General features: G+C 63.9%; 12 protein-coding genes. 8 read left to right on the forward strand and 4 right to left on the reverse strand.

Features of this window, described 5'->3' with window-relative positions; translation table 11 throughout:
* Positions 1–10: 10 nt before the first annotated feature.
* A complete protein-coding gene (locus AABE10_RS15120; RefSeq protein WP_342934084.1) occupies positions 11–163 on the reverse strand; it encodes a hypothetical protein in 153 nt (50 codons plus the stop codon).
* Between AABE10_RS15120 and AABE10_RS15125 the strand changes: the two genes are divergently transcribed.
* From AABE10_RS15125 to AABE10_RS15160, 8 genes are all read left to right on the forward strand, one after another.
* On the forward strand, positions 162–539 hold the full coding sequence (locus tag AABE10_RS15125) for a DUF2306 domain-containing protein (RefSeq protein WP_342934085.1): 378 nt from the start codon (positions 162–164) through the stop codon (positions 537–539). The two genes, AABE10_RS15120 and AABE10_RS15125, sit on opposite strands and share 2 nt — an antisense overlap.
* Positions 536–1663, forward strand: a complete 1128-nt coding sequence (locus AABE10_RS15130) for a sensor histidine kinase (protein ID WP_342934086.1) — start codon at positions 536–538, stop codon at positions 1661–1663. Before AABE10_RS15125 ends, AABE10_RS15130 begins: the two co-directional genes overlap by 4 nt.
* Before the next feature lie 4 nt (positions 1664–1667).
* Complete coding sequence (locus tag AABE10_RS15135) at positions 1668–2576, forward strand: LytTR family DNA-binding domain-containing protein (RefSeq protein WP_342934087.1); 909 nt, start codon at positions 1668–1670, stop codon at positions 2574–2576.
* A gap of 331 nt (positions 2577–2907) precedes the next feature.
* Positions 2908–5007, forward strand: a complete 2100-nt coding sequence (tkt, locus tag AABE10_RS15140) for a transketolase (RefSeq protein ID WP_342934088.1) — start codon at positions 2908–2910, stop codon at positions 5005–5007.
* 6 nt (positions 5008–5013) lie between these two features.
* A complete protein-coding gene (gene gnd, locus AABE10_RS15145; protein ID WP_342934089.1) occupies positions 5014–5994 on the forward strand; it encodes a phosphogluconate dehydrogenase (NAD(+)-dependent, decarboxylating) in 981 nt (326 codons plus the stop codon).
* 241 nt (positions 5995–6235) lie between these two features.
* Positions 6236–9172, forward strand: a complete 2937-nt coding sequence (locus AABE10_RS15150) for a molybdopterin oxidoreductase family protein (RefSeq protein ID WP_342934090.1) — start codon at positions 6236–6238, stop codon at positions 9170–9172.
* Between the two features lie 43 nt (positions 9173–9215).
* Positions 9216–9950, forward strand: a complete 735-nt coding sequence (locus tag AABE10_RS15155; RefSeq protein WP_342934091.1) for a 4Fe-4S dicluster domain-containing protein — start codon at positions 9216–9218, stop codon at positions 9948–9950.
* A 28-nt stretch (positions 9951–9978) separates the two neighbouring features.
* A complete protein-coding gene (locus tag AABE10_RS15160; protein ID WP_342934092.1) occupies positions 9979–10938 on the forward strand; it encodes a dimethyl sulfoxide reductase anchor subunit family protein in 960 nt (319 codons plus the stop codon).
* A gap of 23 nt (positions 10939–10961) precedes the next feature.
* Here AABE10_RS15160 and AABE10_RS15165 read toward each other — a convergent pair whose 3' ends face one another.
* The 3 genes from AABE10_RS15165 to AABE10_RS15175 form a co-directional block, all read right to left on the reverse strand.
* Positions 10962–12017 (reverse strand): NAD(P)/FAD-dependent oxidoreductase, encoded by a 1056-nt coding sequence (locus AABE10_RS15165; RefSeq protein WP_342934093.1) that lies wholly within the window; start codon positions 12015–12017, stop codon positions 10962–10964.
* A gap of 179 nt (positions 12018–12196) precedes the next feature.
* Complete coding sequence (locus AABE10_RS15170) at positions 12197–12748, reverse strand: thioredoxin family protein (RefSeq protein ID WP_342934094.1); 552 nt, start codon at positions 12746–12748, stop codon at positions 12197–12199.
* A gap of 88 nt (positions 12749–12836) precedes the next feature.
* The gene (locus AABE10_RS15175) at positions 12837–15578 is read right to left on the reverse strand and encodes an MGH1-like glycoside hydrolase domain-containing protein (protein ID WP_342934095.1); all 2742 of its coding nucleotides are present in this window, start codon (positions 15576–15578) and stop codon (positions 12837–12839) included.
* Positions 15579–15791 lie beyond the last annotated feature (213 nt).

Genomic DNA, 15791 nt, shown 5'->3' on the forward strand with positions numbered 1-15791 from the left:
ATGCGGCAATTCACTTTCCCGCCAGATGCGCATCCCTCGCGCCATCCATCGCGCCATTCGCGACGCGATCCGCACGGTTCGTCGCATGCCTGTCGATAGCCATCCGCTCTGCGCGCAGACTGCCGTCATCGAGTTCGCTCATCCTGCCGGGGAGAGCCAGCATGCCTGTCATCATCGCCGTGCACGTCGCCACTGCTATCGTTTCTGTCATACTCGGAACAACCGTGCTTTTCGCCGAAAAGGGGACCGCGCGCCACAGGTGGCTCGGCCGACTGTGGGCGGCGGCGATGTTCGCGACCGCGCTCAGTTCGTTCGACATCCGCGAACTGAACCCCGGGCATTTTTCCTGGGTACATGGGCTGTCGCTGCTGACGTTCGTCAGTGTCGGGCGAGCGATCTGGGCGATACGGCAAGGCAATGTCCGCGGCCATCGGCTCGCGATGCGCGGATCGTTCATCGGTCTCGTCGCGGCGGGACTCGCCGCAGTGGCAACCCCGCATCGTCTGCTGAATGTCATCGTGACGGGATGGATCGCATGATTCCAGGCAGTAACGTCAAATTCCCCGGTGCGTGCGCCGACGCGCCCGCACCCGCGCCCGCGAAACAGCTGCTGGCCGAATATGCGCGCGAATCCGTGATCGTCGTGATCGGCAACGCGATGATTGCGGCCGGCCTGACTGTCGTCGGCATGGGGAAAGGCCTGGCGGAAAACCTCGTGTTCAGCGAGGCGATCGGGCTGTCGATCATGCTGCTGCTCCATGCCGCGCGCTTTCGTCTTCAGCGCAGGAACGCGCTCACCGCGCCGAAGCTCGCTGTGGCGATGGCCGTCTCGATCGTGGCGGGCGCCGCCATCGGGCGGGTGATCGCGAGCGCGCTGCTGGGGCTCGATATCGGCAAGGCATTTGGAACGAAAGAGATCGCGACGACGGGCTGGATCGCGCTCGTCGCGACGCTGCTCGTCACCTGGTATGGCTGGTCGCGTGCGCGCATCGCGGGGCTGAGCGAACAGGTCGCGCGCACCGCGTGGCTCCAGGAGGCTGCCGAAAAGACCGCGCTGCGTGCCCGCTTACAGGCGTTGCAGGCGCAGATCGAGCCGCACTTCCTCTTCAACACGCTCGCGACGCTCGACAGCCTGATCGTGTCCAATCCGCCGCGCGCACGCGAACTGCTCGGCAGTCTCAACCGGTTTTTGCGGGCGACGCTCGAAGCATCGCGCACCGAAAGCGAAACGCTTGCCGATCAGTTCGCGGTGCTCGATTCGATGCTGGCCGTCCACGCGATGCGGCTCGCTCCGCGGCTTGCGTATTCGCTCGATCTGCCTGCCGATTGCGCGAGCCTTTCCGTGCCGCCGATGCTCTTGCAACCGCTCGTCGAAAACGCGTTGAAGCATGGTATTCAGGTTGCGGTCGAGGGCGGCCGGATCGAAGTGCGGGCGAGGCGCGTCGAACCCTGCGTCGAACTCGCCGTGACCGATACGGGACCGGGCTTCGGCGCGACACCTGCTACGCAGGGCACGGGTATCGGACTCGCGAACGTGCGCGACCGGCTTGCTGCGCTGTATGGCGAACGCGCTTCGCTGACGCTTATCGAAAACGTACCGCACGGCATCGTTGCGCGCGTGCTGCTTCCGCTCGACGATGCAGAACGACGCGCGAGGGTTTGAATCGATGAAGACGCGCCAGCCACGTACAGCCGCATCGAACGAAGACGACGAACGCCATTTGCCGCAGACGCGCCGCGCGCCGACTGCATTGATCGCCGAAGACGAGCCGCCCATTGCCGCTGCACTGCAACGGGAACTGGCGGCGGCGTGGCCTGCGTTGCGAATCGTCGCGACAGTCGATAACGGCCGCGATGCAATCGAGCGCATCGGCGCATTGCAACCGGACATCGCGTTTCTCGACATTTCGATGCCGGGCGCGACGGGACTCGACGTCGCGCGTTCATGTGCGAATCTCGCGTCGCCTCCGCAGATCGTGTTCGTGACGGCCTACGATCAATACGCGCTGGACGCCTTCGATGCCGCCGCCATCGACTATCTGCTGAAGCCCGTCGATGCGTCGCGGCTTGCGCGCACGGTCGAGCGTCTGCGTGCGCCGCTTGCTCGCTCGCCGATGGACGCGGCGCCCGCCTCCGACGTGCACGCGGACCTGCAACGCGTGCTCGGCCAGCTCGAGCAGATCACGCGCAGTGTCCGGCGCGACACCGGCTCGCAGGACGGCGCGCGGAGTGCGCGAACGCCGCAAAGCGCGCCGCTGCGCTATCTGCGCGCATCGAGTGGAAGCGACATCAGGATCGTGCCGGTGGAAGAGGTGTTGTACTTCGAAGCCGCCGACAAATACGTCGTGGTTACGACGCGCACGGGCGAACTGCTGATCCGCACGAGCCTCAAGGAACTGTGCGCGCAACTCGACCCGGCGCGTTTCTGGCAGGTACATCGGAGCACGGTAGTCAACGTCGATCAGGTGGAAAGCGCGAGCGTCAACACATTGGGGAAAATGTCGCTGAAGCTGCGCGGTTACGCTCGCGCAGTCGCGGTGAGCAAGCAATATGCGCATCTGTTCCGGCAGATGTGACAGCGCCTGACGCCACCCATTGAAGCGCCGGCCCGGTTCATGCTGGGAACGCGCGATTGCACCGTCAAATGAGGCGTCCTCACGCACATCGGACAGTCGTGCGGCATCCGGCGTAAGCTGGTTGCAAAGTCCCCCGCGCATCCGCTCGCGATTGCATCGGCGACGAAAGCGAATCGAAATCCTGCCCGCCGCGCCTCCCGTCATCGACCTCCGTCGCGCGCGGCGCTCACCTGCAGCGCCGCGCGCGAGGCACTACACTTGCTCAATTGACCTGGTTGCCCGCTGCGGCACCTGTCGTGCCACAGCACACTCTGCAAAGGAGTCGTCGCTCATGTCACAAGTCACACCGAAGTCCACGACCGATCTCGACCGCCTTGCGATCGACACGATCCGCACGCTATCGATGGACGCCGTGCAGAAGGCCAATTCCGGCCACCCCGGCACGCCGATGGCGCTCGCGCCCGTCGCATTCCATCTCTGGCAGAACCATCTTCGCTACGATCCCGACGCGCCGTTGTGGCCCAACCGCGACCGCTTCGTGCTGTCGGTGGGGCATGCGTCGATGCTGCTGTATTCGCTGCTGCATCTCGCGGGCGTGAAGGCCGTCGACGAAGACGGCAAGCCGATGGACAAGCCCGCCGTCTCGATCGACGACATCAAGCAGTTTCGCCAGCTCGACAGCGTGACGCCGGGCCACCCGGAGTACCGGATGACGACGGGCGTCGAGACGACGACGGGCCCGCTCGGCCAAGGGCTCGGCAACAGCGTCGGCATGGCGATGGCCGCGCGCTGGCACGAGGCGCACTTCAACAAGCCGGACGCGCCGCTCTTCGATTACCGCGTCTACGCGCTGTGCGGCGACGGCGACATGATGGAAGGCGTATCGCATGAAGCCGCTTCGCTCGCGGGGCATTTGCAGCTCTCGAACCTGATCTGGATTTACGACAGCAACCGCGTGACGATCGAAGGCCACACCGATCTCGCCTATAGCGACGACGTCGAATCGCGTTTTCGCGGCTATAACTGGCACACGCTGCATGTCGACGACGCCAATGATGCGAACGCGCTCGAAGCCGCGATCAACGAAGCGAAGGCCGTGACCGACCGGCCGACGCTGATCGTCGTGAAGAGCATCATCGGCTGGGGCGCGCCGAACAAGCAGGACACGGCGTCGGCGCACGGCGAGCCGCTCGGCGAAGAGGAAATCAAGCTGGCGAAGCGCGCATACGGCTGGCCCGAGGACGCTCAATTCCTCGTGCCCAACGGCGTGCGAGAGCACTTCGCGCAAGGCCTGGGTGCGCGCGGCAAGGCGGCGCACGACGTGTGGAAGCAGCGCTTCGACGAATACGCGAGAAAGTATCCGCAGCTTGCGAAGGAGTTCAATCAGATGCAGTCGTCCGCGCTGCCGGACGACTGGGACGCGGACATCCCCGTGTTCGATGCGGACGCAAAGGGCATGGCCACGCGCGAGTCGTCGGGCAAGGTGCTCAATGCGATTGCGCAGCGCGTTCCGTGGATCGTCGGCGGCGCGGCGGACCTCGCGCCGTCGACCAAGACCAACCTGAAGTTCGAAGGCGCGGGCAGCTTCGAGCACGACAACTACGGCGGGCGCAATCTGCACTTCGGCATCCGCGAGCACGGCATGGGTGCCGTGGCGAACGGTCTTGCGCTGTCGGGCTTGAGGCCGTTCGCGTCGACGTTCCTGATCTTCAGCGACTACATGAAGCCGCCGATCCGCCTGTCGGCGATCATGGAAGTGCCGGTGATCTATGTGTTCACGCACGATTCGATCGGCGTCGGCGAAGACGGCCCCACGCACCAGCCGATCGAACAGCTCGCGTCGCTGCGCGGCGTTCCCGGCTTGACGACGCTGCGTCCCGCCGACGCGAACGAAGTCGCCGAGGCCTGGCGCGTCGCGCTCTCGCATCCGCACGTGCCTGCGTGCATCGTCGTGACGCGCCAGCCGCTGCCGACTTTCGACCGCAAGAAGTATGCACCCGCCGAAGGCGTGCGCCGCGGCGCCTACGTGCTCGCCGACGTGCCGCCCGGCAAGAAGCCCGACGTGCTTCTGCTCGCGACGGGCAGCGAAGTGTCGCTATGCATCGACGCTTACGAGACGTTGAAAGGCGAGGGCATCAACGCGCGCGTGGTGTCGATGCCGTCGTGGGACGTGTTCGAGCAGCAGGACCACGCATACAAGGACTCAGTGCTGCCGCCCGACGTGCACGCACGCGTGGCCGTCGAGCAGGCCGCGACGCTCGGCTGGGACCGTTACGTCGGTCGTCTCGGCTCGCAGATCGTGATGCATACGTTCGGCGCGTCGGCGCCTCTCAAGGCGCTGAAGACGAAGTTCGGCTTCACGCCGGAGCGCGTCGTGGACGAAGCCAGGAAGCAGATCGCGCGCTGCAAGTCCGGCAACGTCAAGGAGTGACACATCATGCAGATCGGCATCGTGGGACTGGGCCGCATGGGCGGCAACATCGGCAGGCGGCTGATGCGCGGCGGCCATCAGTGCGTCGTCTATGACCACAATCCGCAAGCGACGGAAGCGCTCGCAAAGGAAGGCGCAACGGGCGCGCGCGATCTGGGCGATCTCGTCGCGAAGCTCGATGCGCCGCGCGTCGTGTGGCTGATGCTGCCCGCAGGCAAGATCACTGAGGACACGCTCGCGGACTTGCAGCGCATACTCACGGCCGACGATGTCGTGATCGACGGCGGCAACAGCTTCTACAAGGACGATATCCGCCGCGCCGCGCAGCTTCGCGAGAAGGGCGTGCATTACGTCGATGTGGGCACGTCGGGCGGCGTCTGGGGACTGGAGCGCGGCTATTGCATGATGATCGGCGGCGACGATGCGATCGTGCGGCGCATCGATCCGATCCTCTCCGTGCTGGCGCCGGGGCGCGGCGAGATTCCCGCCACGCCCCATCGCGACGGACGCGATTCGCGCGTCGAGAACGGCTACATGCATACGGGCCCCGTCGGCTCCGGGCACTTCGTGAAGATGGTGCACAACGGCATCGAGTACGGGCTGATGCAGGCGTATGCCGAAGGGTTTCACATCCTGAAGCACAAGGATCTGCCCGAGTTGCCTGAAGGCGAGCGCTACGCGCTCGATCTCGCCGATGTCGCCGAAGTGTGGCGGCGCGGCAGCGTGGTGTCGTCGTGGCTGCTCGATCTCACGGCGGGCGCGCTCGCGCAGGACGGCCGGCTAGAGGGCTTTTCGACGGAAGTCGCGGACAGCGGAGAAGGGCGCTGGACCATCCAGGCCGCGATCGAAGAAGCGGTGCCGGCGCAGGTGTTGTCGGCGGCACTCTATACGCGCTTCCGCTCGCGCGACGCCGAATCGTTCCCCGAACGCATGCTGTCCGCGATGCGATTCGGTTTTGGCGGGCACAAGGAATTCCCCGTCAAATGAGCAGCAGCGGCAGGTGAATGCGAAGCTGTGAAGAAAGATGTGAAGCGAAGCCCGCGACATCCGTCGCGGGCTTTTCTATCGGCTGCCGCGATGGTTTGGATTCGAAATCGCGATTTTTATTTCGCGCCACGCGCTCTTAGCATTGACAGTGTAGTGAATCCGGCAACGGGTACAGGGCTGTCATTGCGCGTGCGTCTGTGTGTTCGCGCCGTTGCCACCGGGCAATCACAGGGAGGCATCGATGGAGCACAAAGCTCGCACCCAGAACGAAAAGCTCGAAGTCAAGACGACGACCTGCTACATGTGCGCGTGCCGATGCGGTATCCGCGTGCATCTCCGCGATGGCGAGGTGCGCTACATCGACGGTAATCCGGAGCATCCGCTCAACCAGGGCGTGATCTGCGCGAAGGGCTCGTCGGGCATCATGAAGCAGTACTCGCCCGCGCGCCTCACGCAACCGCTGCTGCGCAAGCAGGACGCGCCACGCGGCAGCGCGCAGTTCGAGCCCGTCTCGTGGGACGTCGCGTTCGACATGCTCGAAAAGCGTCTCGCCCATCTGCGCGCGACGGACCCCAAAAAATTCGCGCTCTTCACCGGGCGCGATCAGATGCAGGCGCTGACGGGCCTGTTCGCGAAGCAGTTCGGCACGCCCAACTATGCGGCGCACGGCGGCTTCTGCTCGGCGAACATGGCGGCGGGCATGATCTACACGATGGGCGGCTCGTTCTGGGAGTTCGGCGGCCCCGATCTGGATCGCTCGAAGCTGTTCTTCATGATCGGCACGGCGGAAGACCATCACTCGAATCCGCTGAAGATCGCGATCTCGAAGTTCAAGCGCGCGGGCGGACGCTTCATTGCGATCAATCCGGTTCGCACCGGCTATGCGGCGATTGCCGACGAGTGGGTGCCCATCCGCCCCGGCACGGACGGCGCGCTCTTCATGGCGCTGATGCGTGAGCTGATCGAAAGCAATGCGTATGATCGCGAGTTCGTCGAGCGCTATACGAATGCAGGCGAACTGCTGGACATGCGCCCCGACAGCGACACGTATGGTCTTTTCGTGCGCGACGAAGCGGCTGACGTGAGCAATCCTCTTTTTCCGCAGAATCATATGTGGTGGGACGCCGCGAGCCAGCGCGCGGTGCTGCATCACGCGCCGGGCGTGCGGCCCGCGCTCGAAGGACGCTATACGCTCGCGGACGGCACGCCCGTCGCGCCGTCGTTCGAGCTGCTGCGCGAGCAGGTGGCCGATCGCACGCCGGAATGGGCGTCGGAGATCACGGGCATTCCCGCCGACACGATCCGCCGGCTTGCGCGAGAAATGGCCGATGTCGCGCGCGATCAAAAGATCACGCTGCCGATCCAATGGACCGATGCGTGGGGCGAAACGCACGACACCGTGACGGGCGCGCCGATCGCCTTTCACGCAATGCGCGGGCTTGCCGCGCACTCGAATGGCTTTCAGTCGATACGCGCATTGGCCGTGCTGATGTCGCTGCTCGGCACGATCGACCGGCCGGGCGGCTTCCGGCACAAGTCGCCGTATCCGCGCGCGGTGCCGCCATCGGCGAAATCGCCGAACAGTCCCGACGACGTGAAGCCGAATACGCCGCTCGCGAACGGTCCGCTCGGCTGGCCTGCCGCGCCCGAGGACCTGTTCATCGACGACAGCGGCGAACCCGTGCGCATCGACAAGGCGTTTTCCTGGGAATATCCGCTCGCCGTGCATGGGCTGATGCACAGCGTCATCACGAACGCGTGGCGCGGCGATCCGTATCCGATCGACACGCTGTTGATCTTCATGGCCAACATGGCGTGGAACTCGTCGATGAATACCGTCGAGGTCCGCAAGATGCTCGCGGACAAACACGATAACGGCGAGTACAAGATTCCGTTCATCGTCGTGTGCGATGCGTTCCAGTCGGAGATGACGGCATTCGCCGATCTGATCCTGCCCGATACGACGTACCTCGAACGCCACGACGCGATGTCGATGCTCGACCGGCCGATTTCCGAGTTCGACGGCCCGGTCGATTCCGTGCGCGTGCCCGTCGTGCCGCCGACGGGTGAATGCAAGCCGTTCCAGGAAGTGCTCGTGGAACTGGCGAGCCGCCTCAAGCTCCCCGCTTTCACGACGCCCGAAGGCAAGCGCAAGTATCGCGACTACCCGGAGTTCATCGTCAATCACCAGACGGCGCCCGGCTCGGGTGTGGGCTTTCTGATCGGCTGGCGCGGCAAGGACGGCGACAAGGCGCTCGTCGGCGAACCGAATCCGCGGCAGTGGGAAGAGTACGCGAAGCACAACTGCGTCTATCACTACACGCTGCCCGAGTCGATGCAGTACATGCGCAACTGCAACGGGCCATATCTGGACTTCGCGGTCGAGAAGGGTTTTCGCAAGTTCAATGAGCCGATCGTGATCGCGCTCTACTCGGATGTGATGCAGAAGTTCCGGCTCGCTGCGCAGGGCAAGACGAAGGGACGCCAGCCGCCCGATCATCTCCGCGCGCGCATCGAGCAGTATTTCGATCCGCTGCCGTTCTGGTATCCGCCGCTCGAACACGACACGACCGATCACGCGCAGTATCCGCTTGCGGCCGTCACGCAGCGGCCGATGGCGATGTATCACTCGTGGGACTCGCAGAATGCGTGGTTGCGTCAGATACATGGCGAGAACTATCTGTACATGAATCCGCGCACGGCAGCGGCGCAAGGCATCGACGACGGCGGCTGGATCTACGTCGAATCGCAATGGGGCAAGGTGCGCTGCCTTGCGCGCTACAGCGAAGCCGTCGAGCCGGGGACGGTGTGGACATGGAATGCGATCGGCAAGTCGGCGGGCGCGTGGAATCTCGGGCCCGACGCGAATGAATCGCAGCGCGGCTTTCTGCTGAACCATCTGATCGCCGATGAAATTCCCGTCAACAGCGCGAATCACCCACGCACGTCGAACTCCGATCCGATCACGGGTCAGGCCGCGTGGTACGACGTGCGCGTGCGCATCTATCCCGCCGAAGCGGACGCCGATCATACGCTGCCGCAGTTCGCGCCGATGCCTGCGCTGCCGGGCGTTGTCGGCGGGGCGGCGAGCGGCATGATTCATCGCATCGTGCAGACGTATTTCGCGGGACGCGGCGAGTTCGCCGCACGTCTGCGCAAGACGGCCGAACGTAATTGATGGAACTGAGCCGAACTGGGTGCAACTGCAACGGAGAGCATCGATGACACAGATGGCGCTCGTAATCGATCTGAACGTCTGCGTGGGCTGCCACGCATGCGTGACGAGCTGCAAGGAGTGGAACACGTCGGGCGAGGCGGGCAGTCTGTCCGATCATCGCCCTTACGACGCCGATCCGTCGGGCACGTTCTTCAACCGCGTGCAGACGTTCGAAGCCGGCGAGTTTCCGCTCGCCGACACCATTCATTTCCCGAAGTCGTGCCTGCACTGCGAGGATCCGCCGTGCGTACCCGTCTGTCCGACGGGGGCGAGCTACAAGCGCAAGGAAGACGGGCTCGTGCTGGTCGATTACGACCGCTGCATCGGCTGCAAGTACTGCGCGTGGGCGTGCCCTTACGGCGCGCGCGAAATCGACGAAGAGCGCAAGGAGATGACGAAGTGCACGCTCTGCGCAGACCGCATCTATAACGAAGCACTGCCCGAACGCGACCGCAAGCCCGCGTGCGTGCTCGCGTGCCCGACCTCGGCGCGGCTGTTCGGCGACATTCACGATCCGGAGTCCGTCGTATCGAAGGCGATTCGCGAGCGCGGCGGCTATCAGTTGATGCCCGAATGGGGCACGCGGCCGGCGAATCACTATCTGCCGCGCCAGACAGTGACGTCGTGCGGCAGCGGCGCGTGTTCGTGCAAGACATCCGACGGCGATGAAGCGGCGTCTGTCGAAACGCAGGTGGAACGCGGCGAGCTTCATCTCGCGTCGATTGCGACGCGCGTGTGAGTGAACGGATCGAAAACGGGAGAACGGGATGAATCCGGCATTTTCAGTGGTGTTCCTCACGACGCTGAGCGGCGCGGGCCAAGGGTTGCTGATCGCGCTCGTCGGCGTCGAGGCGGCGTCGCGGCTCGGTTTCGGTTTCGGCGATGCGGCTGCCGTGCCGCAGCTGTTCTATGTCGTCGGCGCCGCGCTTTCGTGCGTGCTCGGCGCGCTGGGGCTGCTCGCGTCGTTTTTCCATCTGGGCCATCCCGAGCGTGCGTGGCGCGCGATCGCGATGTGGCGCACGTCATGGCTGTCGAGAGAATGCCTTTGCTTGCCCGCGTTTCTCGCGTGTACATTTGCTTATGGTGTCGCGCATGCGTTCGCATCGCCTTATACGCTTTATGTCGGCGTAATCGCGGTGGTGGCTAGCGGGCTGCTGTTCGTCTGCACGGGGATGATCTATGCGTGCCTGCGCTTCCTGCAGGAATGGGCGACGCCACTGACGCTCGTCAATTTCGCGCTGCTGGGCTGCGCATCGGGCTTTACGCTTGCAACCGCGTGTGCCGCGTGGTTTGCTCCTGCGCTGATCGGGCCGCTCGCCGTGGGCGCGTGCGGGTTGACGGTTGCGGGATGCGCGTCGCGCGTCGCATCGTTGATGCGCAATGCGCGGCTCAGACCGAAATCGACGGTGCAAAGCGCAACGGGCATTCGCGGCGCGCGCGTCGAGCAGAAATCGCGCGGCTTCACGGCGGGCGCATTCAATCTGCGCGAGTTCTTCCATGGGAAGACACCGCAGACGTTGAAGCGCATCAAGTGGACGTTTTTGATCGCTGCGTTCGTCGTGCCGTTCTGTCTGATCGCGTCGGGTGGAAGCGTGCGCTCGATCGGGCTTTCGTTCGTGCTGCTCTGCGTGGCGTCGGTGATCCAGTACGCGGGGCTCGTGGCCGAGCGATGGTTCTTCTTCGCGGAAGCGCGGCATCCGCAGAATCTTTATTATCGGCAGGCGTGACCTACCTGGCCGCCTGTAAGCCTCTACACGTGGCTCGCCTGCACGCGTTCGGCGAGCTTGGCGTCGTAGCTCGAATGAACATGCACGCGCTTTTTGTCAGGGAACGCGTAGTTGTACGCCTTGCGAAGCGCGAGCGATGCCTCGTGGAATCCGGAGAGGATCAGCTTCTGTTTGTTCGGATAGCCCGCGATATCGCCCGCAGCGAAGATGCCGGGGCAGGAGCTTTCGTAGTTCGACGTATCGACGACGATGCGCCCCGCCTGTATGTCGATGCCCCACTTCGCGATCGGGCCGAGATCGGCGACGAGCCCATACAGCACGAGCAACTGGTCCGCATCGAGTTGCATCGAACTGCCGACCTGGCGAATCTCGATCGATTCGAGCGTGCCGCCGGGCGCATGCAACGCCGCAATCGATCCGACGATGAAATCCATTTCGCCCGCCTCGACCGACTGGCGCATTTTGGTCACGCTCGAATCCGTCGCGCTGAAGCCGTTGCGACGGTGCACGAGCGTCACGCGCTTCGCGACGGAACGCAGCGCCAGCGCCCAGTCGAGCGCCGAGTCGCCTCCGCCTGCAACCACCACGTTCTTGCCGGCGAAATCGCTTTGCTTGCGAACGCTGTAGTGCACGTGACGATTTTCGAGCGGTACCGCTTCATCGAGCGTCAATCGTTGCGGCACGAATGAGCCATTGCCGGCTGCGATCAGAATAGCGGCCGCGTCGAACGTCAGTCCCTTGTCCGTGCGTGCGCGCCAGCGTCCGTTGTCGAGGCGCTCGACTGATTCGATACACTGGCCGAGATGCATCGGCGGATCGAACGGACGGCATTGCTCGACAAGCCGATCGACGAGATCGCGCGCGGTGCAGATGGGTATCGCCGGGATGTCGTAGATCGGCTTGTCGGGATACAGTTCGATGCACTGTCCGCCTATACGTTCGATCGTATCCACGATGCGGCACGAGAGGCCGATCACGCCTGCCTCGAATGCAGCGAAGAGGCCCACAGGTCCCGCGCCGACGATCAGTACATCGGTGCTCAACGGTGCGTCGGCGGAGGCGTCTGCTTGCGATGTCATGCGTGCTCCTCATGCGTGTCGTCGGCCATTCATGCTTTCACGATACAGACGGGAGCACGCCTCGGCAATGAAGTCATCACGGCGGGAATGGATAAGCGCTTTTTGCCCTGCATGCTCTCGAAGAGCCGCTGACTGTGCGAGCGATCACCCATTCGATGCGCGACGCCGATGAAATCGCGCTACTCGATCTTCCACTTGATCGAGCAGCCGAACGCGGGATTCTGCGTGTCCGGGCCTGCGCCTGTCTGCGCGATCTGCTGCATCGCTTCGAACAGTTCGCGGCGCGCGCCCGCAACGGGCTCCTTGCGCGAAGCGTCGAGCCTGCCGCGATAGCGCAACATCAGATTGGCATCGAAGCCAAAGAACTCCGGCGTGCAGACGGCGTCATAGGCCCGCGCGACTTGCTGCGTCTCGTCGTACAGATATGGGAAAGGCAACTGCAACTGGGACGCGAGTTCGCCCATGCGCTCGAACGAATCTTCCGGATACGCGGCGCCGTCGTTCGAGTTGATACCCACGATGCCGATACCCAGTGCCGCCAGTTCGCGCGCTTCGCTTACGATGCGCGGCAAGACGGCCTTCACGTACGGACAATGGTTGCACATGAAGATCACGACGAGTCCCTTCGGGCCGCGCACGTCGTCGAGCGTGTATGTCTTGCCGTCCGTTGCGGGCAGCGAGAACGCGGGCGCGGCAACACCGAGTGCGCCTGCGGGAGATTCGGTAGCCATCGGTCACTCCTTGAATGATGAGGTCCAGTACATCTTCGTGCATTCTGCGCGAAGCCGCTTGCGGCAGTAGAGGCGCGCAGTCGAAAGGCTAACGCGCGATCACCGCCGCTATATCGTCGACGACGGTCGCAGCAACAGGTTCTTCATCGGGCGCCACGTGCGAGAGTTTCATCAGGCGCGGTTGCAGCAGCAGCGCGACGAGCCCGCTCCATCCCGTTTGGTGCGAAGCGCCGACGCCGCGTCCGTTGTCGCCGTGAAAGTACTCATGGAACAGGATGAGATCGCGCGATTGCGGATCGGCTTGCAGCATCGGATACGCCGCCATCACGGGCCGCGCGCCTTGTGCGTCTTTCAGAAACAGCGTCGCGATGCGGCGCGCGAGATCGTCGGCGATCTCGCTCAGAGAAAAGTTGCGGCCCGAGCCCGTCGGATATTCGATTCGAAACTCATCGCCGTAGTAGCGATGAAACTCGTACAGCGATTCGATCAGCAGATAGTTGACGGGCATCCACACCGGGCCGCGCCAGTTCGAATTGCCGCCGAATACGCGCGAGTCCGATTCGCCCGGCTGGTACTGGATGCAGACGCTCACGCCGTCGCGATCGAAGACGTACGGCTCGTCGAGATGAAAGCGCGACAGCGCCCGCACGCCGTGATCGGAAAGAAACTCGGCTTCGTCGAGCGCGCGGCGCAGCAGCGCTTTCATTCGATGTCCGCGCAACAACGACAGCAGCGTCGTGTTGCCCTTGCCGGGTTCTGTCCAGCGCGATACGAGCTTCGCGAGATTCGGCCGGTGATCGAGAAACCATGCGAGCCGTTCGCGCAGTCCGGGCAAATGACCATGCACGCGCTCTTCGAGCACGTGAACGGCGAAGAGCGGAATCAGCCCGACGATCGAACGGATGCGCATCGGCACGCGCGTTCCGTCGGGAAGGTGCAGCACGTCATAGAAGAACTCGTCCTCGTTGTCCCATAGGCCCGTGTTGCATCCTTCGTTGCAACTGACGGCTTCCGCGATATACAGAAAGTGCTCGAAGAACTTCACCGCGATCTCGACGTATGCATCGTTCGCCATCGCGAGTTCGAGCCCGATCTGCATCAGATCGAGCGCATACGAGGCCATCCATGCCGTGCCGTCGGCCTGATCGATGCGGCCGCCCGTCGGCAGCGGCGAAGAGCGGTCGAAGATACCGATGTTGTCGAGCCCCAGAAAACCGCCCTGAAAGATGTTGCGGTCGTCGGCGTCCTTTCGGTTGACCCACCACGAGAAATTCAGCAATAGCTTGTGGAACATCACTTCGAGAAACGCGTGATCGCCGACGCCCGTCAACTCGCGATCGAGTTCATACACGCGCCACGTCGCCCACGCGTGGACGGGCGGATTCGCATCGCCGAACGCCCACTCGTATGCGGGCAACTGCCCGTTCGGATGCATGTAGCGCTCCTTCACGAGCAGCAGTAACTGCTTCTTCGCAAAGTCTGGGTCGATCATCGCGAACGCGGCGGCATGAAACGCGAGATCCCACGATGCGTACCACGGATACTCCCACTTGTCGGGCATCGACACGATGTCGCCGTTGCACATGTGCCGCCAGTCCGCATTGCGGCCGTTCCTGCGCGGTTTCGGCGGCGTTGGCTGACCGGGGTCGCCGTCGTGCCAGCGCGTCACGTCGAACTGATAGTACTGCTTGGTCCACAACATGCCCGCCAGCGCCTGACGCTGCACAAGCCGCGCATCGGCGTCGTCGATGTCGTGCTGAAGCGCCGCGTAGAACTCGTCGGCCTCCGCTTGCCGGCGCGCGAAGAGGGCGCCCATGTCGAGCGGCACGGTGTCGCGCGCGGCTTCGGGACGCCAGCGCAGATACAGCACCGAACGCTCGTGAGGCTCGAGCTGCAGACACACGTGCGCTGCTGCGCGCGTGCCCTTGTCGCGGCGGATCGCCTGTTCGTCGCCCGCGACGAGATAGTCGTTGAAGCCGTCCTTGAACGGTCCTGCGCCATCGATGCCGAAGATGCGGCGCACATTCGTTTCGTTTTCGCAGAAGAGCCATTCGATGGGCTGCTGCGCCGAAGCCGTGACGATCATCGTGCCCGTCGACGGGTTGTGCGCGACGACGCGCGCGCCTTCGTCCGCATCGGGCTGTAGCACGAGCGACGGCTTGCCGGATTTGCTGGACCACACCCATCGGTTGCGCGCCCAGAACTGCGGCAGCACATGAAGCGCCGCGCGCCGCGCTGCGCGATTCTCCACGGTCACGCGCATCACGATATCGTCGGGCGTGTGCTTCGCGTATTCGACGAACACGTCGAAGTAGCGGTTGTCGTCGAACACGCCGGTATCGAGGATTTCATATTCGGGCTGGTCGGCGCCGCGCCGCGCGTTTTCGTCGATCAGATCCTGATACGGGTACGCGTCGTGAGGGTACTTGTACAGCATCTTCATGTACGAATGCGTCGGTGTGCCGTCGAGATAGAAGTAAAGCTCCTTCACGTCCTCGCCGTGATTGCCCTGCGCGTTCGTCAATCCGAACAGGCGTTCCTTGATGATGGGATCGTGTCCGTTCCACATCGCAAGCGAGATGCACCAGTCGAGCGGATCGTTGCCGAATCCCGCGATGCCGTCCTCGCCCCAGCGGTACATGCGGCTGCGCGCATGATCGTGCGGAAAGTAGTCCCACGCGGTGCCGTATTCGCTGTAGTCCTCGCGGACCGTGCCCCATTGACGCTCGCTCAGATACGGTCCCCAACGGCGCCATCGGTCGAGGTCAGGGCCGTGTAGACGCGAGCCTTCCTTCGATTGCAGCAGATTGATTGCGCGTAGCGGTGGCATGGAACCTCCAGGCCCGAGACGGCCCTGCGATACGATCAGTGCGTGAACGTCTGTGCTTTTCCATCGCGAGCGGCGTATGGCGCAGGCGCTTTCAAAGGCGCGCAACAGACCGTCGCCGGATGGCATCCTTGATGATAGGCGTCCCGCGACTGCATGGCGAACCAACGGGCGGCTTCGTGCGGCATACTTGAGCGACGCTCCACAGTGCGGAAA

The sequence above is a fragment of the Paraburkholderia diazotrophica genome, assembly GCF_038900755.1.
Taxonomy (GTDB): Bacteria; Pseudomonadota; Gammaproteobacteria; order Burkholderiales; family Burkholderiaceae; genus Paraburkholderia; species Paraburkholderia diazotrophica_A.